At 64.1% G+C, this 26,989-nt stretch carries 30 protein-coding genes; 12 read left to right on the top strand and 18 right to left on the bottom strand.

The window, feature by feature from the left end:
• Window positions 1–22: 22 nt before the first annotated feature.
• The 4 genes from X751_RS161400 to X751_RS161415 form a co-directional block, all read right to left on the bottom strand.
• Complete coding sequence (locus X751_RS161400; RefSeq protein WP_031246849.1) at window positions 23–2,989, bottom strand: bifunctional [glutamine synthetase] adenylyltransferase/[glutamine synthetase]-adenylyl-L-tyrosine phosphorylase; 2,967 nt, start codon at window positions 2,987–2,989, stop codon at window positions 23–25.
• On the bottom strand, window positions 2,989–4,464 hold the full coding sequence (locus X751_RS161405) for an ATP-binding protein (RefSeq protein ID WP_023743739.1): 1,476 nt from the start codon (window positions 4,462–4,464) through the stop codon (window positions 2,989–2,991). The genes X751_RS161400 and X751_RS161405 overlap by 1 nt, the downstream gene beginning before the upstream one ends.
• 107 nt (window positions 4,465–4,571) lie before the next feature.
• Window positions 4,572–5,246 (bottom strand): response regulator transcription factor, encoded by a 675-nt coding sequence (locus X751_RS161410; protein WP_023670185.1) that lies wholly within the window; start codon window positions 5,244–5,246, stop codon window positions 4,572–4,574.
• A gap of 254 nt (window positions 5,247–5,500) precedes the next feature.
• A complete protein-coding gene (locus X751_RS161415) occupies window positions 5,501–7,054 on the bottom strand; it encodes a Do family serine endopeptidase (protein WP_023743738.1) in 1,554 nt (517 codons plus the stop codon).
• Between the two features lie 191 nt (window positions 7,055–7,245).
• On the opposite strand from X751_RS161415, the gene X751_RS161420 reads away from it, so the two are divergent.
• Complete coding sequence (locus tag X751_RS161420; RefSeq protein WP_023670183.1) at window positions 7,246–7,515, top strand: CopG family ribbon-helix-helix protein; 270 nt, start codon at window positions 7,246–7,248, stop codon at window positions 7,513–7,515.
• On the top strand, window positions 7,512–7,820 hold the full coding sequence (locus X751_RS161425; protein ID WP_023670182.1) for a type II toxin-antitoxin system RelE/ParE family toxin: 309 nt from the start codon (window positions 7,512–7,514) through the stop codon (window positions 7,818–7,820). Before X751_RS161420 ends, X751_RS161425 begins: the two co-directional genes overlap by 4 nt.
• Here the strand turns inward: X751_RS161425 and X751_RS161430 are convergent.
• From X751_RS161430 to X751_RS161465, 8 genes are all read right to left on the bottom strand, one after another.
• The gene (locus tag X751_RS161430; protein WP_023743737.1) at window positions 7,817–8,281 is read right to left on the bottom strand and encodes a cytochrome c-type biogenesis protein; all 465 of its coding nucleotides are present in this window, start codon (window positions 8,279–8,281) and stop codon (window positions 7,817–7,819) included. The two genes, X751_RS161425 and X751_RS161430, sit on opposite strands and share 4 nt — an antisense overlap.
• Entirely contained in the window at window positions 8,278–10,269 is a 1,992-nt protein-coding gene (locus X751_RS161435) for a heme lyase CcmF/NrfE family subunit (RefSeq protein WP_023743736.1), read from the bottom strand. Before X751_RS161435 ends, X751_RS161430 begins: the two co-directional genes overlap by 4 nt.
• Window positions 10,269–10,712: a cytochrome c maturation protein CcmE gene (gene ccmE / locus X751_RS161440; RefSeq protein ID WP_023670179.1), complete on the bottom strand. Its 444-nt coding sequence runs from the start codon at window positions 10,710–10,712 to the stop codon at window positions 10,269–10,271. Before ccmE ends, X751_RS161435 begins: the two co-directional genes overlap by 1 nt.
• 3 nt (window positions 10,713–10,715) lie before the next feature.
• Entirely contained in the window at window positions 10,716–11,870 is a 1,155-nt protein-coding gene (gene ccmI, locus X751_RS161445) for a c-type cytochrome biogenesis protein CcmI (protein WP_023743735.1), read from the bottom strand.
• A gap of 85 nt (window positions 11,871–11,955) precedes the next feature.
• Window positions 11,956–12,399, bottom strand: coding sequence for a hypothetical protein (locus X751_RS161450; protein ID WP_023687241.1), 444 nt, complete (start codon window positions 12,397–12,399; stop codon window positions 11,956–11,958).
• Between the two features lie 174 nt (window positions 12,400–12,573).
• On the bottom strand, window positions 12,574–13,992 hold the full coding sequence (locus tag X751_RS161455; RefSeq protein WP_023702189.1) for an ATP-binding protein: 1,419 nt from the start codon (window positions 13,990–13,992) through the stop codon (window positions 12,574–12,576).
• On the bottom strand, window positions 13,976–14,641 hold the full coding sequence (locus X751_RS161460) for a response regulator transcription factor (protein WP_023670175.1): 666 nt from the start codon (window positions 14,639–14,641) through the stop codon (window positions 13,976–13,978). The genes X751_RS161455 and X751_RS161460 overlap by 17 nt, the downstream gene beginning before the upstream one ends.
• Window positions 14,642–14,722: 81 nt before the next feature.
• Window positions 14,723–14,983 (bottom strand): hypothetical protein, encoded by a 261-nt coding sequence (locus X751_RS161465; RefSeq protein ID WP_023670174.1) that lies wholly within the window; start codon window positions 14,981–14,983, stop codon window positions 14,723–14,725.
• Window positions 14,984–15,262: 279 nt separating this feature from the next.
• On the opposite strand from X751_RS161465, the gene X751_RS161470 reads away from it, so the two are divergent.
• Window positions 15,263–15,649, top strand: a complete 387-nt coding sequence (locus X751_RS161470) for an ester cyclase (protein ID WP_023743734.1) — start codon at window positions 15,263–15,265, stop codon at window positions 15,647–15,649.
• A 6-nt stretch (window positions 15,650–15,655) separates the two neighbouring features.
• Here X751_RS161470 and X751_RS161475 read toward each other — a convergent pair whose 3' ends face one another.
• Window positions 15,656–16,063 (bottom strand): DUF3168 domain-containing protein, encoded by a 408-nt coding sequence (locus tag X751_RS161475; RefSeq protein ID WP_023670173.1) that lies wholly within the window; start codon window positions 16,061–16,063, stop codon window positions 15,656–15,658.
• A gap of 217 nt (window positions 16,064–16,280) precedes the next feature.
• Between X751_RS161475 and X751_RS01000000163410 the strand changes: the two genes are divergently transcribed.
• Both X751_RS01000000163410 and X751_RS161480 read left to right on the top strand, forming a co-directional pair.
• Window positions 16,281–16,445, top strand: coding sequence for a hypothetical protein (locus X751_RS01000000163410; RefSeq protein WP_245265722.1), 165 nt, complete (start codon window positions 16,281–16,283; stop codon window positions 16,443–16,445).
• Window positions 16,446–16,520: 75 nt separating this feature from the next.
• On the top strand, window positions 16,521–16,688 hold the full coding sequence (locus tag X751_RS161480) for a hypothetical protein (protein ID WP_245261983.1): 168 nt from the start codon (window positions 16,521–16,523) through the stop codon (window positions 16,686–16,688).
• Window positions 16,689–16,731: 43 nt separating this feature from the next.
• On the opposite strand, the gene X751_RS161485 is transcribed toward X751_RS161480, so the two are convergent.
• Together X751_RS161485 and X751_RS161490 are read right to left on the bottom strand one after the other, a co-directional pair.
• Entirely contained in the window at window positions 16,732–16,998 is a 267-nt protein-coding gene (locus X751_RS161485) for a DUF1488 domain-containing protein (protein WP_023670170.1), read from the bottom strand.
• Window positions 16,995–17,258, bottom strand: coding sequence for a hypothetical protein (locus X751_RS161490; RefSeq protein ID WP_023670169.1), 264 nt, complete (start codon window positions 17,256–17,258; stop codon window positions 16,995–16,997). Before X751_RS161490 ends, X751_RS161485 begins: the two co-directional genes overlap by 4 nt.
• Before the next feature lie 246 nt (window positions 17,259–17,504).
• On the opposite strand from X751_RS161490, the gene X751_RS161495 reads away from it, so the two are divergent.
• The 3 genes from X751_RS161495 (at window position 17,505) to X751_RS1000000167390 (ending at window position 19,861) form a co-directional block, all read left to right on the top strand.
• Window positions 17,505–17,867, top strand: a complete 363-nt coding sequence (locus X751_RS161495) for a co-chaperone GroES (protein WP_023743733.1) — start codon at window positions 17,505–17,507, stop codon at window positions 17,865–17,867.
• Window positions 17,868–17,931: 64 nt separating this feature from the next.
• Window positions 17,932–19,560 (top strand): chaperonin GroEL, encoded by a 1,629-nt coding sequence (gene groL, locus X751_RS161500; RefSeq protein WP_023705440.1) that lies wholly within the window; start codon window positions 17,932–17,934, stop codon window positions 19,558–19,560.
• Window positions 19,561–19,696: 136 nt separating this feature from the next.
• Window positions 19,697–19,861, top strand: coding sequence for a hypothetical protein (locus X751_RS1000000167390; protein WP_023743732.1), 165 nt, complete (start codon window positions 19,697–19,699; stop codon window positions 19,859–19,861).
• Between the two features lie 12 nt (window positions 19,862–19,873).
• Here the strand turns inward: X751_RS1000000167390 and X751_RS161505 are convergent, their stop codons facing one another.
• Complete coding sequence (locus tag X751_RS161505) at window positions 19,874–21,427, bottom strand: trimethylamine methyltransferase family protein (RefSeq protein ID WP_023743731.1); 1,554 nt, start codon at window positions 21,425–21,427, stop codon at window positions 19,874–19,876.
• Window positions 21,409–21,714, bottom strand: coding sequence for a glycine cleavage T C-terminal barrel domain-containing protein (locus X751_RS1000000167755; protein ID WP_023727644.1), 306 nt, complete (start codon window positions 21,712–21,714; stop codon window positions 21,409–21,411). Before X751_RS1000000167755 ends, X751_RS161505 begins: the two co-directional genes overlap by 19 nt.
• A gap of 127 nt (window positions 21,715–21,841) precedes the next feature.
• On the opposite strand from X751_RS1000000167755, the gene X751_RS161510 reads away from it, so the two are divergent.
• The 4 genes from X751_RS161510 (at window position 21,842) to X751_RS161525 (ending at window position 26,607) form a co-directional block, all read left to right on the top strand.
• A complete protein-coding gene (locus tag X751_RS161510) occupies window positions 21,842–24,001 on the top strand; it encodes a penicillin-binding protein 1A (RefSeq protein ID WP_023684539.1) in 2,160 nt (719 codons plus the stop codon).
• 73 nt (window positions 24,002–24,074) lie between these two features.
• Window positions 24,075–24,659, top strand: coding sequence for a DUF1214 domain-containing protein (locus tag X751_RS161515; RefSeq protein WP_023670163.1), 585 nt, complete (start codon window positions 24,075–24,077; stop codon window positions 24,657–24,659).
• Complete coding sequence (locus X751_RS161520) at window positions 24,652–25,200, top strand: DUF1254 domain-containing protein (RefSeq protein WP_023743730.1); 549 nt, start codon at window positions 24,652–24,654, stop codon at window positions 25,198–25,200. The genes X751_RS161515 and X751_RS161520 overlap by 8 nt, the downstream gene beginning before the upstream one ends.
• A 396-nt stretch (window positions 25,201–25,596) precedes the next feature.
• The gene (locus X751_RS161525) at window positions 25,597–26,607 is read left to right on the top strand and encodes a hypothetical protein (RefSeq protein ID WP_023743729.1); all 1,011 of its coding nucleotides are present in this window, start codon (window positions 25,597–25,599) and stop codon (window positions 26,605–26,607) included.
• On the opposite strand, the gene X751_RS161530 is transcribed toward X751_RS161525, so the two are convergent.
• Complete coding sequence (locus X751_RS161530) at window positions 26,594–26,941, bottom strand: DUF1491 family protein (RefSeq protein ID WP_023743728.1); 348 nt, start codon at window positions 26,939–26,941, stop codon at window positions 26,594–26,596. The genes X751_RS161525 and X751_RS161530 overlap by 14 nt on opposite strands.
• Window positions 26,942–26,989: the final 48 nt, after the last annotated feature.

Here is a 26,989-nt window from a genome sequence, read left to right as displayed (position 1 = left end):
CAGCCGCCAGCGCTTCACGCCCTCACAACCGTTTCGTACGAAGCAAAAGGTCGAAATCCTTTTTGACCTTTTGCGACGTCTCCTTGAGATGTGCTTCCAGCACACCGAAATCCGGCAGGTCAGTCACCGCCAGAAGCAGATCCGACAATCCCGGCGGAACGTCATCGCGTTCGAATGCGCCGGTGAGGCAAAGCCGCGTCATCTGGGTCAGCGCCAGATAGAGCTGGTAGGCTTCGCAAAGCTGCTGCCTGACGTCGGCCTCGGCGAAATCCGGCGACAGATGCGCCAGGATTTCGCCGGTCGCGGTCACCCTGCGGCCGGCTTCGACCTGCCCGGTTATAACCGCCACCTGCGCGATGAATTCGAGGTCGATGAGGCCGCCGGAGATGAGCTTGATGTCCCAGAGATCGCGCGGCGATTTTTCCTTCTCGATCAGCGCGCGCATCTCGGATGCCTCCGCCCTCACCTTGGCGGCGTCGCGCGGCAAGGCCAGAAGTGCCGCCACCTCGGCCTCGACCTCGGCGCAAAGGGCCGCGTCGCCGCCGATGGCGCGCCCCCGGGCCAGCGCCATGTGCTCCCAGGTCCAGGCCTCCTGGCGCTGGTATTTCTTGAAGGCATCGATGTGGGTGGCCACCGGCCCCTTGTTGCCGGATGGCCGCAAGCGCAGGTCGAGCTCGTAGAGAACGCCTTCGGCGGTCGGCGCCGAGACAGCCGCGATCAGCCGCTGCGTCATCCTGGTATAGTAGTGCGATGGTGCGAGCGGCTTGTCGCCGTCGGACTCGTCGGCATCCGGGTCGTGGTCGTAGAGCAGAATGAGGTCGACGTCGGAGCCGGCGGTGAGCTCGCGGCTGCCGAGTTTGCCCATGCCGAGCAGCGACACGGTGCCGCCGGCGATGCGGCCATGACGCAGCGCGAATTCGGTGGTCACCGCCTGCAATGCGGCGTCGATGGTGAGGTCGGCGAGATCGGAAAAGGCGCGGCCGGCGCGCGCCGGGTCGATCGAGCCGGCGAGCAGCCTGACACCGATCAGGAATTTCTGCTCGGAGGCAAAGATGCGCAAACGGTCGAGCACGTCCTCATAAGCCCGGTCGCCTTCGATGAAAGCGGCCAACCGCGCTGAGAGATAGGCTCGGTTGGGCAGTTCGGCGAGCAGCGCCGGGTCGAGCAGACCGTCGAAGACATGCGGGCGCCTTGTGATGATTGCCGCCAGCCGAGGCGCGGCGCCCATGATCGTCGCCATTAGTTTCAGCAGGGCGGGATTCGACTGCAGCAGCGAAAACAGCTGGATGCCGGCGGGCAGGCCGGCGAGGAATTCGTCGAAGCGAACCAGCGCCTCGTCGGCCCGGCGCGTCTGGCCGAAGGCTTTGAGCAGCGCCGGCGTCAGTTCGGTCAGCCGCTCGCGCGCTTCCGCAGACTGGGTGACGCGGTAGCGGCCGAAATGCCAGCCTCGAATCACGCGGCAGATGTCGCTTGGCCGCTGGAAGCCAAGGCCGTGCAAGGTCTGCAGCGTGTCGGGATCGTCGACATCGCCGGTGAAGACCAGATTGCCGACGCCGGCCGACAATTCAGGCGCGGTCTCGAACAGCGCGGCGTAATGGCGCTCGACCTCATGCAAAGCCGCGCGAAAGGTTTCGGCAAATCTGGCGGCATCGGCAAAGCCCAGCATATGGGCGATGCGTTCCAGCCCTTCATCATCGTCGGGCAGAATATGCGTCTGCTCGTCGGCGACCATCTGGATGGCGTGTTCGACGCGGCGCAGAAACCAATATTGCTGCGTGAGCGCGTCGCGTGCATCGGCGGTGATCCAGTTGCGCGCCGCCAGCGCACCCAGCATCGGCACCGTCTCGCGCCCGCGCAGCTCCGGAAAACGGCCGCCGGCGATCAGTTGCTGGGTCTGGACGAAGAACTCGATTTCGCGAATGCCGCCGCGGCCGAGCTTGACGTTGTGTCCTTTGACCGCGATCTCGCCATGACCCTTGTGGGCATGGATCTGGCGCTTGATCGAATGAACGTCGGCGATCGCCGCATAGTCCATGTATTTGCGCCAGACATAGGGCTGCAATTCCCGCAGGAACGCATCCCCGGCATCGAGATCGCCGGCCACGGGACGCGCCTTGATCATGGCGGCGCGCTCCCAGTTCTGGCCGCGCGCCTCATAGTAGCGAAGTGCTGCCTCGACCGGGATCGCCAGCGGCGTCGAGCCTGGATCGGGACGAAGCCTCAAATCGGTGCGGAAGACATAGCCGTGCCCGGTGCGGTCCTGCAGGATGCGGACCAGCCTGCGGGTCAGGCGCGCAAACAGCTCTGTGGCGTCGAGCGGATCGACGATCGCCGGCGCATCCGGATCGAAGAAGACGACGAGGTCGATGTCGGAGGAGAAATTCAGTTCATGCGCGCCAAGCTTGCCCATGCCGAGCACGATCCAGCCGGATTGCCGTGACGGATTTTCGGGATCGGGCAATTTGAGCTTGCCTTGGCTGTGCGCCTCGCGCAGCAGGAAGTCGACCGCCGCGCAGGTGCAGGCATCGGCGAGATTGCTGAGGCGCCTTACCGTCAGCGCGGCATCGGCCTCGCCGGAGAGGTCTGCAAGTGCGATCAGGAAGTGAGCTTCACCCTTCCACTGCCTGAGTTCCATCATCAGGCTGGATTCGGAAACGGTCTCGGCAAAGGCGGCCTTGCCGATCGCTTCGGCAATGCTGGTCAGCCTGGCCTCGACACCGTCATCGAACAGCGCGTCGAGGATTTGCGGCCGGCGGCGCGCGACATCGCGGAGGAAGGGCGAGAGATCGAAGACGGCAGCGAGAAACTCCTGTGCGGCGCCCTTGCCCCCTAGAAATTTCGCCAGACGCGGCAGGTTCTCGTCCTTGGCATCGCCAGCGATCTCCGACAGTTCACGCCGGGCGCGAGTCTCATCCAGCGGCGCGAGCTGCGCCGCCAGTTGCAGGCGCCATTCGGTCTCGATCCGTTTCGCAGCCATCCTCACCGCCATCAATGGTCCTCCCGCGCCGGGAAGCTCATGATAACGGACAATCCGGGATTGGCAGGCAGAAGTTCAAGCCGGCCATTGTGAAAAGTCATGATCGCCTTGGCGAGGCTGAGACCAAGACCGGATCCCGGCTGCGAGCGGCTCTTTTCCAGCCGCACGAAGCGCTCGGTCGCCCTGGCGCGGTCGGCATCGTCGGGGATGCCATGGCCATTGTCGGAAACGGAAAGGCGGAATTCGTGACCGACGCGCTGCAGGGCTACGCGCACGGCAGGCTTTTCCGTCGCATCGGTCGAGTATTTGATGGCGTTGTCGACGATGTTCGACAGTGCCTGGCCGATCAGCTCGCGGTTGCCATCGACGGAAAAATTCCCGTCCGCGGCAGTTTCAAGCACCACGCCAGCCTCCTCCGCCACCGGCTCATAAAGCTCGACAACGTCATGCACCGCGGCGGCGAGATCGACCTTGCTGGTGCTCTCCGAGGAATAGCCGGCCTCCAGCCTGGAGATCATCAGGATGGCGTTGAAGGTTTTTATCAGCTGGTCGGATTCGGCGATGGTGCCTTCCAGCGCCTGCCGGTAGTCGGTGGTCTTGTGCTTGCCCGAAAGTGTCGCCTCAGCGCGGTTGCGCAGTCTGGTCAGCGGCGTCTTCAAATCATGGGCGATGTTGTCGGAGACCTGCTTCAGCCCTTCGTTGAGCGTCGCTATCCTGGCCAGCATGGTGTTGAGGTTTTCCGACAGGCGGTCGAACTCATCGCCGGCGCCGGTCACCGGCAGCCGTCCCGTGAGATCGCCGCCCATGATGCGGCGGCTTGCTTCCGAGACGCTATCGATGCGCTTCAGCGCGGCGCGGCCGACAAGGAACCAGATCAGCAGCCCGCCCACTCCCATCATGCCCAGCGCCAGCATCAGGGCGCGGCGGACGACGGCGCGGAAGCGCTCGGGTTCGCCGAGATCGCGGCCGACAAGCATGATCATCTGGTTGGGCAGCCGCAGCACCAGCGCGATGGCGTTGTGGCCCTTCTCGCCCTCGGACTGAATTTCGGTCTCGCCGGGCTGCGCGCCATTCGGGTCAGAAGCCTGGTTGCGCTGCCGTTCGAGCTCACCTTCGCCGAAACGGCGATAGGAGAAGGGTTCGGTCGTCCAGCCATCGGTCTCGAGCACCCCCGGTGCCAGGCTCTGCACGTTGCCGGTGAGGATCTGGCCGTTGACATCGGCAATGAGATAGAGGTTGGCGCCGGGCTGGCGCGAGCGCTGCTCGACGACGCGCACCAGGCGCGGCAGGCCGCCGCTCTGATAGGCACGGGCGAGGCCGAGCACCTCGTCATTGATGGTCTGCTGGGTCTGGCCGGTCAGCATGCGGGCCGACAACGACGTCATGTAGAAGACCAGCAACACGGCACATAGCGCGAAAAGCAGGAAATAAAGCGCTGAAAGCCGCGCCGCCGTCGTCCTCATGATGGCCGGCAGGGAAAGGGCCATCGAGTTCTAGCTCATGATGAGATTTGGCTGAAATCTCACCATGACCTACCCCTTTGTTGGAGCATGATCTTCTCCAAAAACCGGTACCTACTTTTTGGGATCATGCTCTAGCCGCTCTTCAGCATATAGCCGGCGCCGCGAACCGTATGCAGGATCGGCTTGTCGAAACCCTTCTCGATCTTGCCACGCAGGCGCGAGACGTGAACGTCGATCACGTTGGTCTGCGGATCGAAATGATAGTCCCAGACATTTTCGAGCAGCATGGTGCGCGTCACCACCTGGCCGGCATGGCGCATCAGATATTCGAGCAGGCGGAATTCGCGCGGCTGCAGCGTGATCTCGCGCGCCGCGCGCTTGACCGAATGGGACAGCCGGTCAAGCTCGAGATCGCCGACCCGGTAGACGGTTTCGGCCTCCCTGGCGCTGGCGCGGCGGTTCAGCACCTCGACGCGGGCGAGCAATTCGGAAAAGGCATAGGGCTTGGTCAGATAGTCGTCCCCGCCGGCGCGCAGACCGGTGACGCGGTCATCGACTTCGCCCAGCGCCGACAGGATCAGCACCGGCGTGGTGTTGCCGCGCGAGCGCAGGCCGGCAATGACGGAGAGCCCGTCGCGGCGTGGCATCATGCGGTCGACGACCATCACGTCATAGTCGCCGGCATCGGCCAGCGCAAAGCCGGTTTCGCCGTCGCCGGCGACATGGGCGGTGTGCCCAGCCTCGGCAAAGGCCTTCTGCATATAGTCGGCCGCCTCGCGATCGTCTTCTATGACGAGAATCTTCATAGAGCCGTTATACGCGATTTCGCCGGAAGATTGAGGGGCCGCCATGAGCGCAAAAGCTTTCGTTCAAGCATGTCGTTTTGCCAAAACCGCCGTGCACTTTTGGGCGACATGCTTCGATGTTAGAGCGGCAGCGGGCGATGGGGGCCCGCTGCCGCCGGGGGCAGAACACGATGACTGACTAACGCGTTCGGCCCCTTGCTTCCCGTGCGGCGGCTCGGGGGTGTTGAAACCGCCGCACTGGAAACTGTGTGATGTCAGCCTTTGGCGACTGGCAGCGCGACGAAGCGGTTTGAATCGTCGCGGGTGATCTGCATCAGCACCGCCTTGCGGCCGGACTTGACCGCATCGGCCATCGCCTTGGCGACGTCTTCGGTGCCGTTCACCTCCGTCGAATTGACCGAGGTGATGACATCGCCGGGCTGGATGCCGCGGTCGGCGGCATCGCTGTCGGGATCGACATCGGTCACCACCAGGCCCTTGCCGTTTTCCGACTTGGTGACGGTGAGGCCGAGATCGGCCAGCGCGGCGGGCTTTGCCGGTGCCGCGGGCTGCTGCGGGTCGGCCGAGGCCTGCTTGTCAGTGGATGGCAACGTGCCGAGATCGACCTTGATGGTCTGGCTCTTGCCGTCGCGCCACACCGTGACGTCGACCGACTTGCCGGGTGGGTAGGCGCCGATCAGACGAGCCAGTTCCTTCGGCGATGCGACGTCCTTGCCTTCGACCTGGGTGATCACGTCACCGGCGGTGATGCCGGCCTTCTTGCCGGGGCCACCGTCCTGGGCGCCCGAAACCAGAGCCCCGTTCTGCGACTTCAGGCCCAGCGATTCGGCGATGTCCGATGTAACCGGCTGGATTTCGACGCCGAGCCAGCCACGCTGCACCGAGCCGCTCTTCATCAGATCCTGCACCACCTGCTTGGCGGTCGAGGCCGGAATGTCGAAGGCGATGCCGACGCTTCCGCCCGACGGCGAGAAGATCGCGGTGTTGATGCCGACGACCTGGCCGTTGAGGTTGAAGGTCGGGCCGCCCGAATTGCCGCGGTTGACCGAAGCGTCTATCTGGATGAAGTCATCATAGGGACCGGCGCCGATATCACGGCCACGGGCCGAGACGATGCCGGCGGTGACGGTGCCGCCGAGGCCGAACGGATTGCCGACGGCCACCACCCAGTCGCCGACGCGAACCTTGGAATCGTCGGCGAAATCGACATAGGTGAACTTGCCGACGCCATCGACCTTGAGCACCGCCAGATCGGTGCGCGGATCGGTGCCGATCAGCTTGGCGTCAAGCTCCTTGCCGTCATTCATCACCACTGTGAAGGCGGAGCCTTCCTCGACGACATGGTTGTTGGTGACGAGATAGCCGTCATCGGAGATGAAGAAGCCAGAACCCTGCGCCACCGGACGCGGCTGGTCGTTCTTATGGTCGCGGTGGCTGAAGCGACGATTGCCGCCGTCATGGCCGTTCTGATCACCAAAGCCGCGGAATTGCTTGAAGAACTGGCGCAGCTGCGGATTGTCGGGCAGGTTGTTCATGCCGTCCGGATCGTCGGACTGGTCGGAGCCGTCATCGGCGGCAGGCTCGATCTTGGCCTTGACCTTGACGCTGACCACGGCCGGCGAAACGCGCTCGACGACATCGGCAAAGCCCGGCACCTGGGGCGCTTCGACCCGCACGGCGTCGGCCAGAACGGGAGCTGTACCAGTGGCAACGGCGCCGAAACCGATGCCGCCGGCAATGGCCAGCGAAGCGGCGGCGGCCAACAGGCGTTTGCGGGTGCGGGAATATGGGTTGGGGGCGATAGTCATGGGTCTCGTATCCTCTTTTCACTGGATGCGGCTCAGGCAGAGCATCCTCGGACAAGAGAAATAGAGAGGCGCACATTACGGCGCCATTTCCGGTGCATGAAAGTTTTGTAATGTTGGGCGGTCGCACAAATCGCTTGGTTGCGCTCGCCTGCTGCCCTATGGTGTACACAACTCAGCACAAGGCTTTCACAATGACAGCAAGCACCACCATGACCATTCGAGTCTCGTCCGAGACCAAGCTGAAGCTGGAGCAGATCGCTACCGATACCAGGCGTAGTAAATCGTTCCTCGCCGCCGAGGCGGTCTCAGCCTATGTCGATCGCGAGCTGGATATCATCGAAGGCATAAAACGTGGCATGGCCGACGCAGAGGCTGGCCGCGTCGTGCCCCACGACGACGCCATGGCGGAGGTCGACGCGGTGATCGAAGCAGCGAAAGCCAGGCGCGCAGGCAAGGCGTGAAGCGGTTCGTCACCTGGTCGCGAGAAGCGCTGGACGATCTCACGCAGCAAGTTGCCTTTATCGCTCAGGACAATCCTGCCGCCGCCCGACGCCTCGCGGACCGTATCCGTGAAATGGGCCGGGGCCTTGGTGATATGGCGACGGGCCGACCTGGCCGGGTAACAGGCACTTATGAGAAGCCCATCGGCCGCCTGCCCTACATCATTGCCTATGAATTGCGCCTGATCGCCGGCCGTCAGAGCATTGTTATCCTGCGCGCCATCCACACGTCGCGGGACTGGCCTTTGGAGGAATGGCCGAGCTAGTCGCTCAGCATCTTGTCCAGCGCCGCCTGTTCCTCGGCGCTCAGCGCCTTGGTTGCCAACGAGCGGCGCGGGCGTGTGGTCAGCACAATGTAAATGCCGCCGACTAGAAGCAGAAGCACCGGCGTGCCCCAAAGCAAGGCGTTGCGCGGGCTGAAGCGCGGCTTCAACAGCACGAACTCGCCGTAGCGCGACACGATATAGTCCATCACCTGCTGGTCGGTATCGCCGGCAACCAGGCGCTGGCGCACCAGGATGCGCAGGTCGCGGGCGAGGTCTGCATCGGATTCGTCTATGGACTGGTTCTGGCAGACCATGCAGCGCAGGCCTTCCGACAGTAGCCGCGCCCTCGCCTCGAGCGCCGGATCGGTGAGAACCTCGTCCGGTTTCACCGCTTGCGCCGCGCCGGCAAACAGCAGCGCCAGAAGCAGGGTGAACGAGGCCAACGAGAACCTGGTGCTCACGGCGCGCCTGCCGACGGCATGGAGGCTGCCTGCTTGCGGCGGCGCGAGGGTGCGCCAACCCGCAGGCGACGGTCGAGCAGCGACATTGCGGCTCCCGCCATCATCACCAGAGCTCCGCCCCAGATCAGCGTCACCAGCGGCTTCCACCACAGGCGCACCACGACGGATCCATCGGTGCCTTCATCGCCCAGCGACAGATAGAGCTGGCTGAAGCCGATCGTCTCGATGCCGGATTCGGTCGTCGTCGTCTGCCGCACCGGAAAGAAGCGCTTGGCCGAGGTGATTTCGGCTGAAACGCCGCCATCGGCGCCGATCAGGGAAAAGCGGCCGCGCTGCTCGCTGTAGTTCGGACCCTGCGCCGGGAAGAGGCCGTCGAAACGCAGCGTGTGGCCGGAGAGTTCGACGCTCTCGCCGGCATGCATCGACAGTATCCTTTCGGTGCCGAAGCACAGCGTGCCGACAATGCCGAGCGTCGTCAGCCCGAGGCCGAAATGGGCAAGTGCAGTGCCGAACACCGAACGCGGCAGGCCGGCGAAACGGCGCAGCATGATGGCGTGCGACACATTGCCAAAGCCGGACTTGACGGCGAGGTCGGTGAGCGCGCCGCAGACCAGCCAGCAGGCGAGGCCGACACCAAGGGCGGCGAACACCGACGCGCCGTCGATGAACAGCCCGGTGACCAGCATCGCCAGGAGAGCGGCGCCGAAAGCCGCCATCAGGCGCTGGGCGACGGCATAGAGGTCACCGCGCTTCCAGGCGAGCAATGGTCCGAAAGGAACCACGACCAGCAGCGGCACCATCAGCGGGCCGAATGTCAGGTTGAAGAAGGGGGGGCCGACTGAGATCTTGCCGGCCGAAAGCGCTTCGACCGCCAGCGGATAGAGCGTGCCGACCAGCACGGTGGCCGTGGCCGTGGTCAGGAACAGATTGTTGAGGACAAGCGCGCCTTCGCGCGAGATCGGGTGGAACAGGCCGCCGGCCGTCAGCCGCGAGGCGCGCAGCGCAAACAGGGCCAGCGAGCCGCCGATGAACAGCGTCAAAATGCACAGGATGAAGATGCCGCGGGTCGGATCGGTGGCGAAAGCATGCACCGAGGTCAACACGCCGGAGCGCACCAGGAAGGTGCCGAGCAGCGACAGCGAGAAGGTGAGGATGGCAAGCAGCAGCGTCCAGATCTTGAGCGCCGAACGCTTCTCCATGACGATCGCCGAATGCAGAAGAGCCGTGCCGGCCAGCCACGGCATAAAGGAGGCGTTTTCGACCGGATCCCAGAACCAGAAGCCGCCCCAGCCGAGCTCGTAGTAGGCCCAGTAGGAGCCCATCGCGATGCCGCCGGTGAGGAACATCCAGGCGACCAGCGTCCACGGCCGCACCCAGCGCGCCCAGGAGGCATCGATGCGGCCTTCGATGAGGGCGGCGACCGAGAAGGAAAAGCAGATGGAGAACCCGACATAGCCGAGATAGAGCAGCGGCGGATGGATGGCGAGGCCAAGATCCTGCAGGACCGGGTTGAGATCGCGGCCCTCGATCGGCGCCGGATTGAGCCGGGTGAACGGATTGGATGTCGCCAGGATGAACAGGAAGAAGGTGGCGCCGATCGCCCCTTGCACGGCCAGCACATTGGCGCGCAGCGTCGCCGGCAAATTGGAGCCGAAGACGGCGACCAGCGCACCGAAGAAGGTCAGGATCAGCACCCAGAGCAGCATCGAGCCTTCGTGATTGCCCCAGGTTCCGGTGATCTTGTAGATCAGCGGCTGCAGCGAATGCGAGTTTTCCCACACGCTCGCCACCGAGAAATCGGAACTTGCATAGGCGCCGGCGAGTGCTGCGAACGATAGCGCCGTGAGCGCGAAGCCGGTGACCGTGACGGGACCGCCGACAGCCATCAGCCTCTGGTTGCCGGTACGGGCGCCGATCAGCGGCACCAGCGTCTGCACCAGCGACAGCACAAAGGCGAGGACGAGCGCGAAGTGTCCGGTCTCAACCATTACTGGCTCTTGCTCTCTTGCCACACGCCCTTGGCCTTCAGCCCGTCAGCGACTTCCTTGGGCATGTAGCGCTCGTCATGCTTGGCCAGCACGCTGTCGGCGACGAAAACGCCGTCGGCGCCAAAGCTGCCTTCGGTGATGACGCCCTGCTCCTCGCGGAACAGATCGGGCAGGATGCCGGTATAGCTGACCTTGACCGATTTGTGCGTGTCGGTGACCGAGAACGCAACCGTCGCGCCCTGCCCGCGCACGACCGTGCCCTTTTCGACGAGGCCGCCGAGCCTGATGCGCTGTCCCGGCTGCAAGCTGGCGGTGGTCAGATCGGCGGGCATATAGAAATAGGAGGCCTTCTGGCCCAACGCATAGAAGGTCAGCCCGGTGGCGGCGCCGAGGAAGGCAAGACCTCCGACAATAACCGACAATCGCTTCTGCTTGCGCGTCATGTCCTACTCCGTCGCCGTCAGGCCGAGCGAGGCGGCAAAGGCGGTGAATTTCTTCGCTTCCTCACTGTCGGCGCCAAACACGACAATACCGCGATGCAGCGCGTCGCGCGCCTGGTCGGCCTTGCCCAGCACAACATAGGAACGAATGAGCCGCATCCATCCTTCCGTGTCGCGCGGATTTTGCCGCAATTTTTCGTCGAGGCCGGCGACCATGGTTTCGATCATGGCCTGCCTGTCCTGCGGCGCCATCGACGAGGCGGCATCGACGGCTGCGGCGTCGGGGCCTTTGGCGGGCTCTCCTGACGCGAGGCTGCGGTTGGCGGCCTCGGCCAGTGCCTGTTGGACAGCTCCGCGCCATGGCGAATCCTGCGGCAGGGAATCGAGCATTTTCTGCCAAGCCGTGGTTGCCTCGGGTATGTGGCCTTCCTGGGCCAGCGCCATCGCCAAATAGAACGAGGCTTTCGCGTTTCCCGGGTCGAGTTTTAGCGCCTGTTCGAAAGCGTATTGCGCATCGGCCGAAACGATGCCGCCGGCCGCATTGGCGATCGCTTCGCCGAGACCGGCCTCGCGGGCAGCCGTGTCGCCATCGAGGCGGATGGCATTGCGATAGGCGGTCACGGCATCGGGAAAGCGCTGCAGGCGCAGATAGATCGGGGCGAGCACGTCCCAGCCGCGTCCATCGCCAGGGTTGGCGGCAAGATGGGCCTCGGCGCGCGCCACCAACTCGTCGACCGAACTATCGGCCGGATTCTTGGCCAGCCGTTCGGCAAGCGGCTGCGACGGCAGATCCGGCGAGCCGAGCTGGCTGTAAAGGCCCCAGCTGAGCAGAGGGACCGCCAGTACCGCAGCCGTTGCCACCAGCCTTGCCGCCTTTGACGGCTGCCGCGTGCCAGGCGCATCGGCTTGACCGACATTGGCTTGACCAACATCTCCCAGGCGAAGGATGCGGCGGGCGATTTCGGCGCGCGCCTCCTCGGCTTCCGCCGGCTGGATCAGCCCGCGCGCGGCGTCACGCTCAAGCTCGGCCAGTTGGTCGCGATAGACTTCGAGGTCGTGGTCGCTGCTGGTCGGAGCGTCCTTGCCGCCACTGGTCAGCGGCAGCAGCACCGTCAGGCTTGCGCCCAGCGTGAGGATTGCGGCTATGACCCAGAACAGCATGGTTCTTCCAATAGAGCGAGAGCCCTGCTCTCACAACATGAGGGTGCTGCGACGCTTTGACGGGATTCCGACCCCGGCCCAATGTTCAGGTCAGCGGCGTCCAGCTGCCGTCGGCGTTGCGGCATGCGGTGCCCCGCGCGGTCTGGCCGGCCGTGCCGGTAAACACCGTATGGGTGTACTGGCGGCAATCCTGCGAGCCGACGCGGTAGGGCTGGGCCGCGACGACTTCGCCGGAATGAGCCGAACTGTCGCTCTTCCACGTCACCTTCTGGCCGCTCGCCGTATATTCGAGCGCCTTGTATTCCGCCTCGAGCGCCTTGCGCTTCTCGGTGCTGTTCAGGCCGCTGCCGATCGATCCGCCGACGAGCCCGCCGGCCATGGCCGAGATGATCGTCGTCGCGACTTTGGCCCCTGAAGGAGGCGACGCGGGCGGGTTGGTGATGGAGATATCCGGGCCACTGCCCTTGCCCAGCGTTCCGCAGCCGGAAAGAGCGAGCAGTGCGGAAACGAGCGCAACGCGAATCTTCATGCCAACAACCGGTTTTCTTGAACGGGATGCGCTGGGGGCCGCGTCATCGGGGGCGTCAGGACGTCATACTATTGATATTTGTCGGAAATTTGGCCGTTCTTAACGGCTTTTGCGCAATCGAGGGGCCGCCATAACACAGGCATTCGGCCGTGTCGATTGGCCCTGGGCAGTACATCATTGCAAGCTCCGCAAGCGCACAACCGCCTTCAGCCCGCCCATTGTGGAGCGTTCCAGCGCCAGCGCCCCGCCATACTCGTTGACGAGGTCGGCAACGATGGCAAGTCCGAGCCCGGTTCCCGGCTTTGTCTCGTCGAGGCGCCGGCCGCGTTTCAAGACATCGCGGGCCTTGTCCTCGGGGATGCCGGGACCGTCATCCTCGATCGATAGCTCGAACAGGCCGGCTGCGGCCGGCGTGACGGATACGGCAACAGTGCTCTTCGCCCATTTCATCGCATTGTCGAGAAGGTTGCCGAGCAGTTCCTCCAAATCCTCGCGCTCGCCAGCAAAGACGATGTCGGCCGCCGGCAGCGTAAGCGACAGGCTGACATCAGGCTTGAGTTTTTGCAGCACGCGCACCATGCGCTGCACCAGCGGCGTCACCGGCGTGCGGTAGACGACGCTGTCGCGCTGCGCCGCGACCCGTGCCCGCTGCAGGTAGTGGTCGACCTGTTTCTGCATCGACGCCGCCTGGTCGGCGATGAGCTGGCCCTTGGCGCCGCCGAGAGCCCGGCCCTCATTGATCAGCACGGCGAGCGGCGTCTTCAGCGAATGGGCAAGGTTGCCGACCTGCGTACGCGAGCGCTCGACGATGCGCTTGTTGTTTTCGATCAGCGCATTGGTTTCGTTGGCGAGCGGCTCGATCTCGGCGGGAAACCGGCCATCGAGCCGCTGCGCCGTGCCTTCGCGCACCTGGGCAAGCGCGTTGCGAACCCGGCGCAAGGGCTGGAGGCCGAGCAGGATAGCGATCGCATTGATGGCGATCATGCCGACGCCGAACAGGCTGAGATAGGTCAGCAATCGGCCCTGGAAGGTGGCGATCTCCTGTTCGAGCTCGGTCTTGTTGCCCATCACGCGGAAGCGCGCGGCGCGGTTCTTGGCGTCGAGCACGAATTCGCTCTCGAACACTTCGAGCTGCTCGTCGCCGATACCGTCGGTGGAGTAGCTGCGCTGGAAGCTCGAATTGAACGGCACCTCGGCGACGGTCGGCGACGGGATCGTCGTGGTCATCGAGGACGAATGAAGGTTGCCGTGCACACCTTCGGAAGCCGGCTCCACCGACCAGTACCAGCCCGAATTCGGCTCCGAGAAGCGCAGGTCGCCAAGGTCGGGAGCACCGGTGAGCTGGCCGGATTCGGAAACGCCGACCGAGCCGATCAGATTGAACAGATGCGCCGACAGCAGGCTGTCGAAGCCGCGCTCGCTGGCCTGGCGGTAGAGCGTGGTGATCAGAGTGAAGATGACGATCAGGGTGAGGATCGCCCAGATCGTGGAAAAGCCGATGACGCGGAAGGCCAGCGAGCGCGGCCAGAGCCGCGCCGAAAAAGGCTTCCTTGCTGGTATGGGGAGCGGTTCCGCCTTACGCCTCCGGCTCACGCATGCGATAGCCCATGCCGCGCACGGTTTCGATCATGTCGATGCCCATCTTCTTGCGCAGCCGGCCGACAAAGACCTCGATGGTGTTGGAATCGCGGTCGAAATCCTGGTCGTAGAGATGCTCGACCAGCTCGGTGCGCGACACCACCTCGCCCATATGGTGCATCAGATACGCCAGCAGGCGGAACTCATGCGAGGTCAGCTTCAGCGGCACGCCGTTGACATCGGCCTTGGAGGCCTTGGTGTCGAGGCGCAGCGGCCCGCAAGTGAGCTCGGACGAGGCATGGCCGGCGGCGCGGCGGATCAGCGCCCTCACCCTGGCCAGCACCTCCTCGATGTGGAACGGCTTGGTGACATAGTCGTCGGCGCCGGCATCGATGCCCGACACCTTGTCGCTCCAGCGGTCGCGCGCTGTCAGGATCAGCACCGGCATCTTGCGGCCGTTGCGGCGCCAGCGCTCGACGACGCTGATGCCGTCCATCTGCGGCAGGCCTATGTCGAGCACGACGGCATCGTAGGGCTCGGTGTCGCCGAGGAAATGCCCCTCCTCGCCGTCATAGGAGCGGTCGACGACATAGCCGGCATCGACCAGCGCGTCGGCCAGTTGCCGGTTGAGATCCTTGTCATCTTCGACGACGAGTACGCGCATGATCGGTCAGGCCTGTTGATGGGTCAGCTATAGGCCGATTCCGGTGGTCTGGGAAACGACCCTGCAAGGGGGAAGATTGGATCAGTTCGCCGGGACGACGATCTCGGAGCGGCGCGGACGCTGGCCGTCCTTGCCCGGCACAAGCACGACGATGACGCAGACCTCCTGGCCGCCACGCGTCGTCTGCGAAGCCTTGGCCAGCGTGCCGCCATTCTGCTCGGCAACCTGCTGGCCGATCGCGTAGCAATCCGCCGCGGCTGCCGGCGTCGCTTGCGACGCCAACAGGCCGGCCGCTGTGAGCGCCAGTATCGCGGTTCTGACATGAGAGCGAAGCGTTTTCATGGTCGGCGTTGTAACGCAACTGTGCTGAACGTGAAATGAACGGTGAACGGGTGAAAATCCATCCCCGCAATACCCCCTGCGCGCGCAACGAATGAATGCGATCCTACTGCCCAGTCCCTCAGACCGGGCAATGGATTCATAACCGGAAAACCGGCTGCGCGGCTATGGTGTTTGCGCGCAGGTTCTCAATTCGCAGCCAGATTGGGAACAGGTCAAGGCGAGACCATTCTGGGACCGCCCTAAATAGCGCGGGAAAACGTCAAATCATCGGAGTGCGCCATGACGGATAAACACCTTGCCGACCTTTACCGGGGCTATATCGCTTGCCTGAATGCCCAGGACTGGGCGAAACTTGGAGACTTTGTCGGCGACGAGGTGCAGCACAATGGCGAAATGCTCGGCCTGTCGGGTTATCGCCGTATGCTCGAAGGCGATTTCGAGGCGATACCCGACCTCCGCTTCAACATCGAACTGCTGGTCTGCCAGCCGCCGCGCGTGGCGGCGCGCCTGCATTTCGACTGTCATCCCAAGGGCGTGCTGTTCGGCCTGCCGGTGAACGGCAAGCGCGTGTCGTTCGCTGAGAATGTTTTCTACGAATTCGGAGAGGGTCGCATCCTCGAGGTGTGGTCAGTCATCGACAAGGCCGAGATCCAGGCGCAAATCTAGGTTGCTTCAATCACTTTGCTCGGTGAGAGCGCGTATCCGCAGCACCCCGTGGTAGAGCGCCAGGTCCTCGTCGTAGCGGGCCTCGGCGAACTCCAGGGACAGGCGGGTCTGGTCGCGCGAGCCGGTGGCGAAAGCGGCGCCGTCAAGGCGCGCCCGGATGCTGTCCATGATCAGACGCGTCTCGGCCTCGCCTTGCGCCTTCGACCAGACATGCAGCGTGATGAGCTGGTCGTCATCATTGTCGGCGCCGGTGTCCAGATCGAATGCGCTGGTCCTGCCATAGGTCACATAAGGGAAGGCGGCACTGTCGGCCGCCTGCTCGCGCAACCCGGCGCCGCCGAGCAGCGCCGTCAGCGAGGCATCGCTCTTCAATCTCATGAACAAGGCTTGCAGCAAATCGCCGGGCGCCGTCATCGTCGTCTCCGTTCGCCTGTCACGCTTTGAACAACCTCAGTTTCGCGCGCAACCTAACCGCGTTGCACGGATTGCGCCAGATGACGATCCGCCTGATGGAAGGCGGCGAATCGGGCGGCATGGCCCTTTCACGGACCGGGTTCTATTTGGCATGCGGGGAGTTTCAAGAAGGGTGTTATGAGGAGCCCTGTTTTCTCCGGCAATTCGAGGTCATTTCATGCGAACGCCACCGCTGCTGCCGGCCTTTGGAAAGCTTGGCGTCAAGCCCCCGGTCGCGATTGCGGCAGCACCCGCCCTGTCGAAGAGCACCGTGGCCCTGCGCATGCGCGAGATACTTTCAATGCATGGCGGCCTGGCCTTGAAGCTGTCGGTGGTGGCCTGACAATCCTGATCCTGGCGGCGGCATTTTTCATGTCAAGGGCCTGATGCCGATATGGCAAACCGCTACGCGTTGCGCATGGACGAGCCCGAGAGCTGGACTATCTTCGACATCTTCACCGGGCAGCCTGTCGAGCTTAAGCAACAGGTAATGGTGGCCATGAATTTGCGCGATGCGGAAGCGATGGCCGACCGCCTGAACAGCCGGGACGTCAAGCGGCGGGCAAAAGCCGACCGCAAGTCCTGACGCACGCTGATCTCAGCCGCTCTGATTGCAAGACGAACGCGCGCTAGCCGAAATCTGCGGCTGTGAGCACATAAATGCTCTTGCGGGTGCGGGCGTAGGCCTTGCTGGCAATGTCATGGATGGAGCTGGACGCGGTATCGAAGGCCGCCAGATAGGTGGCTTCCGCGGTCGCCGTCCCTGATGGCGCCTTCGAGAGGGCATCGGCGGCGACAGAGAAGGAAATCTGGAACATGCCGTCATGGCCGACAAAGCGGATGCGCTTGCCGGCCTCGTCATAGAAGCGGCTTGGATTGGGGAATGTCAGGCTCATGACGTGCCCCCCTTCGGCGCGGCGGCGGCTTTCTTGACGGTAGCCCGCTTCTTCTTCGGTGTCGGGTTCAAGGCTTCCGCGACGCGGTCGGCCTCTTCCTTGGCCAGGCGCAATTCCCTGAGCCTTGCCGTCTTGATCTCCCTGGCCCTCGCTTCGGACATGTAGTCGGAGGTTGCCTTGTTGCGCTCGGCCGTCTTCTTCTGCTTGTCCATGAAGCGGGCTTCAGCTTTTTCCATGATGCTCTGATTGCCTTCGGCCATCGCCTAAATCTCCTCGTGCCTGAAATGGTGAAATCGAACTTACGATATAAATAGTCGCTTTGGCCTCGAAATTCAATTTTTCGAAATATCTAGGCGCCTCGCGACGTTTCGAATCCGGCAGACATCATAATACTTTTTAATATTTAATTTTGGCCACGAATAATTTTTGGCACTCCTATCTATCGAGTGCCAATACGCCTATAAGAACGGCGCGGTCGCCTATGCCGGCCCCAGAAAGAAGTTCTCATGAAGTTTCGGCCACTCCACGACCGCGTCGTCATCCGGCGCGCCGAAGGCGATGTCAAATCCAATGGCGGCATCATCATTCCCGACAATGCCAAGGAAAAGCCGCAGGAAGGCGAAGTCATCGCCGTTGGGCCGGGCGCACGCGACGAAAACGGCGCGCTTGTTCCGCTCGACGTCAAGGCCGGCGACTTCATCCTGTTCGGCAAATGGTCGGGCACCGAGGTCAAGATCGACGGCGAGGACCTGCTGATCATGAAGGAAGCCGACATTATGGGCGTCATCGACAAGAGCGAGACGGCCAATATCGGCAAGAGCGGGACGGTCGTCACCGAGAAGAGCGTCAAAGCCAAGAAGGCCGCCTGACCGGCCTGGCTTTGCCAGGCTCCGGCGAGCCGCTTGCTTCACCACACCAACGGGATTGAAAAAAATGTCTGCCAAGGAAATCAAATTCGCCACCGACGCGCGCGACCGCATGCTGCGCGGCGTCGAGATCCTCACCAATGCGGTGAAGGTCACGCTCGGCCCCAAGGGCCGCAACGTCATCATCGACAAGGCCTATGGCGCGCCGCGCATCACCAAGGACGGTGTGACGGTGGCCAAGGAAATCGAGCTTGCTGACAAGTTCGAGAACATGGGCGCGCAGATGGTGCGCGAAGTGGCTTCGAAGACCAACGACCTCGCCGGTGACGGCACCACCACCGCCACGGTGCTGGCCGCATCGATCCTGCGCGAAGGCGCCAAGCTGGTTGCCGCGGGCATGAACCCGATGGACCTCAAGCGTGGCATCGACCAGGCTGTCGCCGCCGTGGTCAAGGACATCAAGGCGAAGGCCAAGAAGGTCAAGTCGTCGGCCGAGATCGCGCAGGTCGGCACCATCGCCGCCAATGGCGATGCCAGCGTCGGCGCCATGATCGCCAAGGCGATGGACAAGGTCGGCAATGACGGCGTCATCACCGTCGAGGAGGCCAAGACCGCCGACACCGAACTCGACGTCGTCGAAGGCATGCAGTTCGACCGCGGCTATCTCTCACCCTATTTCGTCACCAATGCCGACAAGATGCGCGTCGAACTGGAAGAGCCTTACGTGCTCATCCACGAGAAGAAGCTCGGCAATCTGCAGGCGATGCTGCCGATCCTCGAAGCAGTGGTGCAGAGCGGCAGGCCGTTGCTGATCATCTCGGAAGACGTCGAAGGCGAAGCACTGGCGACGCTGGTCGTCAACAAGCTGCGCGGCGGCCTCAAGGTCGCGGCCGTCAAGGCGCCGGGCTTCGGCGATCGCCGCAAGGCGATGCTGGAAGACATCGCCGTGCTGACATCGGGCCAGATGATTTCCGAGGATCTCGGCATCAAGCTCGAAAACGTCACCATCGAGATGCTTGGCCGCGCCAAGCGCGTACTGATCGAGAAGGACACCACCACGATCATCGACGGCGCCGGCACCAAGGCGACCATCCAGGCGCGCATCGCGCAGATCAAGGGCCAGATCGAGGAGACCACGTCCGATTACGATAAGGAGAAGCTGCAGGAGCGGCTGGCCAAGCTCGCCGGCGGCGTCGCCGTGATCCGCGTCGGCGGCGTCACCGAGTCTGAAGTGAAGGAAAAGAAGGACCGCATCGACGACGCGCTGAATGCGACGCGCGCGGCGGTGGAAGAAGGCATCGTGCCCGGCGGTGGCGTGGCGCTTCTGCGCGCCAGATCGGCGCTGGCCGGGCTGACCGGCGCCAATGACGATGTGACGGCAGGCATTTCGATCGTGCTCAGGGCACTCGAAGCGCCGATCCGCCAGATCGCCGAGAATTCCGGCGTCGAAGGCTCGATCGTCGTCGGCAGGCTGTCCGACAGCAAGGACCAGAATCAGGGCTTTGACGCCCAGAACGAGGTCTATGTCGACATGATCAAGGCCGGCATCGTCGACCCGGCGAAAGTGGTACGCACCGCGTTGCAGGATGCCGGCTCGATTGCAGCGCTTCTGATCACCGCCGAAGCGATGATCACCGACGTTCCGGCCAAGGATGCGGCGCCTGCGGGCGGCGGTGGCGGCATGGGCGGCTACTGACCATCGCCCGAAAATCGCCCGCCTGGGAATCTGGGCGGGCATAAATCAGAACAGGCTGCCGGGGACATTTCCCCGGCGAGCCAGGAATTTCCGTCAGTCAGTCAAGACCAGTCAGCAACGACAGGGAGATCGACAGATGATCACATTCGCCCCGAAGCCAAACGCTGTATCCGCGACCAAGCCGGCGGAGGAGAGCCGCTTCGATCGCATCCGCCGGATTGCCGCCGACAAGCACAGGCAGGCCTATGCCGGGCCGATTCGCCGCGAGCCGTCGAAGACCGGCGACAAGCGGCCGACGTGACGGCTGCCAACCTCACGACATCGGCAACGCTCCGCCCTCTTCGGTGCGGCGGGCAATGAACTCGTCGAGCACATCGGATGTGGCAACGGCCGACGCCGGCGGCTGGAAGTCGGCCAGCGTCCGCTTCCAGATGCCGGTGGCGCGCTCGGTGGCCAACTTCGAACCGGACTGCGTCCAGCTGCCGAAATTCGACCAGTCGGCGACCAGCGGCTCGTAGAAGGCGGTGCGGTAGCGCGTCATGGTGTGGCCGGCGGAGAAGAAATGCCCGCCCGGCTGGACTTCGGCGATCGCCTCGAAGCCGATCGAATCCTTGTCGCCGGGGGTCGTAGCACAGAGTTCGGCAACCGTCTGCAATGCCTCGATATCGGTGATCAGCTTCTCGTAGGAGACGCTGAGGCCACCCTCCAGCCAGCCCGCGGCATGGATGCAGACGGTGGCGCCGGCAAGCACCGAGCCCCACAGCGCGAACTGCGTCTCGTGCGCCGCCTGCACATCGGAAATGTTGGCCGCACTGCCGCCGCCGGACCGCCAAGGCAGGCCGGTGAAGCGGGCCAGCTGACCGGCGCCCAGCGTCGCCTTGACGTGCTCGGGCGTGCCGAAGGCCGGTGCGCCGGACTTCATGTCCACATTGGAGGAGAAGGATCCGTAAACCACCGGTGCGCCCGGCCGCACCATCTGCGCCAGCGCGAGGCCAGCCAGCGCCTCGGCATGCTGCAGCGTCAATGCGCCGGCGACGGTGATCGGCGCCATGGCGCCGGCCAGGCAGAAGGGCGTGATGATGGACACCTGGCCGGCCTTGGCGAAGTCGATGATGCCCTGCGCCATCGGGATATCGAGCTGGCGCGGCGAATTGGTGTTGATGACGGTATAGCAATGGACGCCGGCAAGGAACTCATCCTGCGAGAGGCCGCGCGCCAACCGGATCATCTCGAACCCGTCCTCGACCTGCGGCGTGCCACGGGCGAAGACGAAGGGAAACTTGTCCGACAGGGTCAGCTGCGCACGGTTGACGGCATAGTGGCGCAAACGGTTGTCGACATCCTGAGGCTCGATCCAGGGGCCGAGCATATGCAGCACGTCGAAATTCTGAACAAGCTTGGTCAGTTCTTCGAAAGCGGCGAGCGTGCCCGGACGCCGTCCGCGTTCGAGATCGGTGACGTTGGGCGCCCCGGCCCCGGCGAGGAACGTCATCGAGCCGAGTTCGAGCGTGAGGTCGCGGCTGCGATTGCCGGCCAGCGCCCGGATGGATTTTGGCGCCGAGGCCAGTGCGGCGGTGACGATATCGCGGCCGATGCGCACCATCTGGCTGTCCTCGTCGACCATCGCGCCGGAGCGGGCGAAGATGGTGCGCGCCTCCGGCAGCAGCACCTTGATGCCGAGCTCTTCCAGCACGCGCAACGCCGTGTCGTGGATGGCCGCGACCCGGTCGTCCGAAAACACCGGCTGCGGCAGGAACGGGTTCTTGAGCGAGCGATAGTTCGGGTGGCGGCTTGACCCGCTGCCGGCCTCACCGGTGTGCCCGCGCCGGCGCTCGCGCCTGGTCTCCCTTATAATGTCATCGACCATGGCCAAAACTCCTCATTGCCGCATCGCCTGCCCTCGGGGTCGTATGGCGAGGCCGGAATAATTCGCGCCGGCCGCTCGACGCCGACAATGTGCACCCAAAGCGCGGTCCCCTCCCCGGCGAATTCGTCGCCCAGCAACGTCAGCGCGACGCTTTTGCCTATTGTGTAGCCATAGCCGGCTGAGGCGACGAAGCCGACGCGCCGGCCCTTGTGCCAGACTGGCTCGAAGCCACTGGCGTCGGCATCGACGGCGTCGACCTCCAGCGTCACGATCCGGGCGGCGCTCAACAAACCGTGCGGTGTGGCCTGGCTGCCCTTGTGAGCCGGGCTGAAATGGAAGAATAGTCTTCGCCGGGTATGCCCGCCCTGAAATTGCCCGCTTGCGGTTCTCAGGTGGGTTGGGTGAGTTTCGGGAATGGCCAGTCCTTTAGAACGACGTCCAAGACGAAGAGGTCCGATCGCCGCCGCACTGCTGGCGGTGGACGCGTGGATCGATTCCTCGCTCTACGAAATCGGCTTCAAGGCCGGCCAGTTCTGGGAATCGGCGACCATTTTTTCGCGGCGCTTCCGAGTCACCGGCTGGCGACGCGGCATCATCGAGGTGCTGAGCGAAGGTTTTACGATGGGCGCCGGCGGCGTCGTCGTGCTGCTCGCACTCGCGATGCCGGCCTTCCAGATCACCACCGGCGACTGGCGCAGTCAGGGCGATTTCGCCGTCACCTTCCTCGACCGCTACGGCAACGAGATTGGCCAGCGCGGCATCATCCAGCGCGATTCCGTGCCTGTCGACGAGATGCCGGACCATGTCATCAAAGCAGTGCTGGCGACCGAGGACCGGCGCTTCTTCGAGCACTACGGCATCGACGTGCTCGGCCTGTCGCGCGCCATCTTCGAGAATGTGCGGGCTAATTCCGTCGTCCAGGGCGGCTCCAGCATCACCCAGCAGCTGGCCAAGAACCTGTTCCTGTCGAATGAGCGTACCTTCCAGCGCAAGATCAAGGAAGCCTTCCTGTCGCTGTGGCTGGAGGCCAATCTGTCGAAGAAGGAGATCCTGCAGCTCTATCTCGACCGCGCCTATATGGGCGGCGGCACGTTCGGCATCGAGGCGGCGGCGGATTTCTATTTCGGCAAGAGCGTCAAGGATCTGAACCTCGCCGAGGCGGCGATGCTGGCCGGCCTGTTCAAGGCGCCGACCAAATACGCCCCGCACATCAACCTGCCCGCTGCCCGCGCTCGCGCCAATGTGGTGCTGTCGAACCTCGTCGATTCCGGTTTCATGACCGAAGGCCAGGTGCTGCAGGCAAGGCTGCATCCAGCCGAGATCGTCGACCGCGGCGAGCAGAAGAGCCCGGATTATTACCTCGACTGGGCCTTCGATGAGGTCAAGAAAATCGCCAAGCCCGGCCAGCATTCGCTGGTCGCACACACCACTTTCGATGCCAACATCCAGAAAGCGGCGGAAGAATCCGTCGAATTCCATCTCCGCCAGTTCGGCAAGGAGTACAACGTCACCGAGGGCGCCGTTGTAGTGATCGAGACCAATGGCGCGGTGCGCGCCATTGTCGGCGGCCGCGACTATGGCGCAAGCCAGTTCAACCGCGCCACCAAGGCGCTGCGCCAGACCGGCTCCTCGTTCAAACCTTACGTCTACGCCACCGCCATGGAGCACGGGTTCACCCCGGACTCCGTCGTCTCAGGCGGGCCGATCAGCTGGGGCGGCTGGTCACCGCACAATTACAATGGCGGCTCGGCCGGCAATGTGACGCTGATCACGGCGATCGCCAAATCGATCAACACCGTGCCGGTACGGCTGGCCAAGGACTATCTCGGCATCGGCCCGATCAAGGCGATGGCCGAATCATTCGGCGTGGAATCGCCGCTGGAGTCGCACAAGACCATGGTGCTCGGCACATCGGGCATGACGGTCATGGACCAGGCGACGGGCTACAGTGTGTTCGCGCAGAACGGCTTCGCCGGCTCGCGGCACGGCATCACCCAGCTCGTCACCCGCACCGGCGATGTCGTCTACGACTTTGCCAAGGATGCGCCGGCGCCGCATCGGGTTCTGTCGGAACAGGCTCTGAAATACATGAACACCATGCTGGCTGCGGTGCCGGCGATCGGCACCGCGCGGCGCGCGCAGCTGCCCAACATCGTCGTCGCCGGCAAGACGGGGACGACGCAATCCTATCGCGACGCCTGGTTCGTCGGCTTCACCGGCAATTACACGGCTGCCGTCTGGCTCGGCAATGACGACTTCACCCCGACCCGCAACATGACCGGAGGCACGCTGCCGGCGATGGTGTGGCAGCGGCTGATGGTCTACGCGCACCAGAATATCGACCTGAAGCCGATCCCCGGCCTCGACAAGCCCTTCGTCGACGAAGAGATCGCGGCCAAGGCCGAGGAAGCGGAGAAGAAAAATGCCGATCAGGCAGCCGCCGATGCCGCGGCCGAGCGCCCGGCGGTGCTGTCCAGCCGCACGACACAGACGCTGCGCGAGATGACCAAGGTGTTCCAGGCCGCGCCCGTGCTCGGCTCGCCGCAGACACCGGAGACCCTGTCGGCGCTTTGATTCCACAGCGCTGCTTGCTCTGTGGCCTGCCCCGCTATATCCCCGAACGATAATTCTCTCGTCCCGGTTCTTCATGCTCAAGACCGCCTTTTTCACGCTGCTTTCGCTTGCCATAGCCATCGGCCTCGGCGGCGGCAGCGTCTGGTATGCGCTGCAGGCGCAGAGCGGCGTCGGCGCGATCAGCATCGGCCAATGGACCGCCTTCCCCGAGATCGGCACGCAAGATGCCGACCCCTATTCGAAGGCGCGCGTGGCGCGCGAGGGCGTGCTGGCGCTCGGCAAGGCCGAGGGCTTGTCCTTCATCGCCGAGCGCGATGCGGCCGGCGATGAGCTTCAGCGGCAATGCGACTACAGGATCGAGGGCAGTTTCCCCACCGCCCGGTTCTGGACGCTCTATGCCGCGGATCAATCGCTCGGCGTGGTCGACACCGGCAAGCCAAGGCTGGCGGCGCTGCAATCCTACCAGGTGCTGCGTCAGCCCGACAATTCGGTGATCATCGCCGTCGGCAACCGTCCGGCCCCCGGCAACTGGCTTCTGACCGAAGGTTTTGGCCGGATGTATTTCGTGCTCACCTTCTACGACACGCCGATTGCCTCAAGCACCGGCCTTTCCGACGTGTCGCTGCCCCGGATCGTCAAGGCTGGCTGCAATGCGTAGGCTGCTGCACGCCATCCTGCTCGGCCTGCTCGGCGCCGGCATCGTCCACATCGTGGTGCTTTTGCTGGTGCCGGAATTCACCGAGCGCGATGCCTGGTCGCGGCTGGCGATGGCGTCCGACCTCTACAAGATGACCAGGCTCGACGCCGAGGCGGGCGGCGCGCCAGTGGTGAAGTCGGTCGATCCGCTGTTTTACGCCGCCGCCTGCCGCTTCGATCTTGCCGAAGGCATGGTGCGGATCAAGGCGCCGGGCAGCGTGCCGTTCTGGTCGGTGTCGGTCTATGACCGCAACGGCCACAATTTCTATTCATTCAACGACCGCACGGCGACCGGCAACAAGCTGGACACCGTGGTGCTGACGCCGGCACAGATGATCGACGTGCGCAGGGAGCTTCCCGAAGACCTGCAAGGGGCAATCTTCGTCGAGGCGCCGATCGAGGAAGGCATCTTCGTCATCCGCGCCTTCGTGCCTGACGACAGCTGGAAGCCGATAGTGTCGCAGTTCCTGGACCAGAGCTCCTGCGAACTGCAGGACTACTGACCTCACCCCGACGACCAGCAAATTCAGTGGTGCGGAACAGGCGTCCGTGGTGTGCCCGGCTGGTCCGCCGGTCGCGCCTGGCCCGCCAATGGCGGATGCTCGTAGCGGACGCCGGGAAAAATGATCACCGCCGCCGGAGTACCGGTGTCCTGAACTGCTCGATTGACTGGTGCCGATCGCGGCACGAAAGACAGTACCATGCCCATGGTTCGCGTATTCCTCTCGGTTGCCCCGGAGCACAACGCAACGCCTCCAAATGTGATTAAGGCCGGCAGAGGGTTAACGGAGCGCTAACGGATCGCGGCTAATTTGATGTTTGTTCCAGGCCTTGCGCGAAACCGACACAGTTGCGGTTGAGCATGGTCCGGGTTGTGTCGAGTGTCGGGCGTATCTTCCGTGTCAGCTTCGGATTTCAGGCAAATCGCCATACGGACGGAATCGGGAAAAGCCGAAAGGCTGTTTCGCGCCGCCGTGTCGGCGTTCTGCTCGCTGACCCGCCCGTCGCGCCGCGAGATCGCCCAGCTCGAGGATCTGACGCTGCCGCTGTTCGACAGCGTGCCGGTCGAATCGCGCCGCTATGTCGCCGCCGCCCTGTCCGAATGCGAATATGCGCCGGCCGCCCTGGTGCGGCGGCTTTGCGAGGAGCCGGTCGATGTCTGCGCGCCCTTGCTGGTCCGTTCGCGGGCGCTGGGCGACATCGACCTGATCGCGTTGATCGGCCGCCACGGCCTGCCGCATGCGCGTTCCATTGCCCGCCGCAAGGATTTGCACCCGACCATCGCGCAGTTGATCAAGGCGCTGGAAAAGCCGACCCTGGTGCGCGTGCGGCAGCCCGAGCCGATCGCCGACGTGGCGGGCGCCGACGCCGAAGCCGCTGCCGCCGCTCCCAGCGCACCAAAACTGCCCGGCAGCGCCGCCGAAACCGCCAGGCGCCGCCTGCGCTCGATGATGCTCGCCGACGGCGAGGCGACATCGGTCAATCCCTTCGCCGGCTCAGCAACTTACAGCAAGCTGCGCGAGACAGCGCTGACCGGCAACGCCGCCTTCTTCCAGACCGCGCTTGCCGACGCGCTCGATATCGACTTCTCGACGGCGCGGTCGCTGACCAAGCATTCGAGCTATGTCTCGCTGCTCGCCGCGCTGCGGGCGCTCGACCTCAGTGAGGACAGGGCATTCCTGATCGTGGTCGCGGTGTACCCCCGGGAGTTTCCGCACCCGCAGGCGATCCGCATCTTCCTCGACCGCTACCGGCTGCTGCATCACGAGGCGGCGCTCGACAAGGTGCGCGGCTGGAAGGCCGAAACATTGTCGCGAGCGGTGCGCGGCAACACCCCTGTCGCCGCGAATGGCGACCAAGCGCCGGACGTCGACAAAGCCAGCTTAGGGGCCAGCCTCAAGGCGTCTTGATGGAGAGAAGCTCCTCGACGGAAACCGTTCCGGCCTCGATCTCGACCACCCAGATGTCGGGATCGAATTTTTTCTCCCGCTCAAGCCTGGCGTCAAGCGCGGCGGCATCGTCGCCGGCGCCGAGCAGCGTGAAAAAGCGATCATCCGGTTTGTCCGAATCGTAGCTCGTCTGCGGCGCCGGGCCGAACAGGGAGACGTCGCCCAGCCTGCCGCGGGAGAGCACGAAGACAGCGCCGGCCTCGGTCGCGCCACGCTTGACGACGGCCGCAAAGCCGCCGGCGCCGAAGACACGGCGCAGCAGGGCCGACACCCAAAACTCGGTGGTTACGCGCATGACGAGGCTCCGGAGGACATGCGCGGCGTCTTAGCCGGATTTTCGTCT

The sequence above is a fragment of the Mesorhizobium sp. LNJC394B00 genome (genome assembly GCF_000502555.1).
GTDB lineage: Bacteria > Pseudomonadota > Alphaproteobacteria > Rhizobiales > Rhizobiaceae > Mesorhizobium.
Note: the sequence above shows the minus strand (reverse complement) of the source record. Positions and strands in the feature narration are given on the sequence as shown.

Coding starts and splice junctions, on each gene's coding strand:
- X751_RS161400 (WP_031246849.1), bottom strand. CDS start 2,989: ATGGCGGTGAGGATGGCTGCGAAACGGATCGAGACCGAATGGCGCCTG.
- X751_RS161405 (WP_023743739.1), bottom strand. CDS start 4,464: ATGGCCCTTTCCCTGCCGGCCATCATGAGGACGACGGCGGCGCGGCTT.
- X751_RS161410 (WP_023670185.1), bottom strand. CDS start 5,246: ATGAAGATTCTCGTCATAGAAGACGATCGCGAGGCGGCCGACTATATG.
- X751_RS161415 (WP_023743738.1), bottom strand. CDS start 7,054: ATGACTATCGCCCCCAACCCATATTCCCGCACCCGCAAACGCCTGTTG.
- X751_RS161420 (WP_023670183.1), top strand. CDS start 7,246: ATGACAGCAAGCACCACCATGACCATTCGAGTCTCGTCCGAGACCAAG.
- X751_RS161435 (WP_023743736.1), bottom strand. CDS start 10,269: ATGGTTGAGACCGGACACTTCGCGCTCGTCCTCGCCTTTGTGCTGTCG.
- ccmE (WP_023670179.1), bottom strand. CDS start 10,712: ATGACGCGCAAGCAGAAGCGATTGTCGGTTATTGTCGGAGGTCTTGCC.
- ccmI (WP_023743735.1), bottom strand. CDS start 11,870: ATGCTGTTCTGGGTCATAGCCGCAATCCTCACGCTGGGCGCAAGCCTG.
- X751_RS161450 (WP_023687241.1), bottom strand. CDS start 12,399: ATGAAGATTCGCGTTGCGCTCGTTTCCGCACTGCTCGCTCTTTCCGGC.
- X751_RS161460 (WP_023670175.1), bottom strand. CDS start 14,641: ATGCGCGTACTCGTCGTCGAAGATGACAAGGATCTCAACCGGCAACTG.
- X751_RS161465 (WP_023670174.1), bottom strand. CDS start 14,983: ATGAAAACGCTTCGCTCTCATGTCAGAACCGCGATACTGGCGCTCACA.
- X751_RS161470 (WP_023743734.1), top strand. CDS start 15,263: ATGACGGATAAACACCTTGCCGACCTTTACCGGGGCTATATCGCTTGC.
- X751_RS161475 (WP_023670173.1), bottom strand. CDS start 16,063: ATGACGGCGCCCGGCGATTTGCTGCAAGCCTTGTTCATGAGATTGAAG.
- X751_RS01000000163410 (WP_245265722.1), top strand. CDS start 16,281: ATGCGAACGCCACCGCTGCTGCCGGCCTTTGGAAAGCTTGGCGTCAAG.
- X751_RS161480 (WP_245261983.1), top strand. CDS start 16,521: ATGGACGAGCCCGAGAGCTGGACTATCTTCGACATCTTCACCGGGCAG.
- X751_RS161485 (WP_023670170.1), bottom strand. CDS start 16,998: ATGAGCCTGACATTCCCCAATCCAAGCCGCTTCTATGACGAGGCCGGC.
- X751_RS161490 (WP_023670169.1), bottom strand. CDS start 17,258: ATGGCCGAAGGCAATCAGAGCATCATGGAAAAAGCTGAAGCCCGCTTC.
- X751_RS161495 (WP_023743733.1), top strand. CDS start 17,505: ATGAAGTTTCGGCCACTCCACGACCGCGTCGTCATCCGGCGCGCCGAA.
- groL (WP_023705440.1), top strand. CDS start 17,932: ATGTCTGCCAAGGAAATCAAATTCGCCACCGACGCGCGCGACCGCATG.
- X751_RS1000000167390 (WP_023743732.1), top strand. CDS start 19,697: ATGATCACATTCGCCCCGAAGCCAAACGCTGTATCCGCGACCAAGCCG.
- X751_RS161505 (WP_023743731.1), bottom strand. CDS start 21,427: ATGGTCGATGACATTATAAGGGAGACCAGGCGCGAGCGCCGGCGCGGG.
- X751_RS161510 (WP_023684539.1), top strand. CDS start 21,842: ATGGCCAGTCCTTTAGAACGACGTCCAAGACGAAGAGGTCCGATCGCC.
- X751_RS161515 (WP_023670163.1), top strand. CDS start 24,075: ATGCTCAAGACCGCCTTTTTCACGCTGCTTTCGCTTGCCATAGCCATC.
- X751_RS161520 (WP_023743730.1), top strand. CDS start 24,652: ATGCGTAGGCTGCTGCACGCCATCCTGCTCGGCCTGCTCGGCGCCGGC.
- X751_RS161530 (WP_023743728.1), bottom strand. CDS start 26,941: ATGCGCGTAACCACCGAGTTTTGGGTGTCGGCCCTGCTGCGCCGTGTC.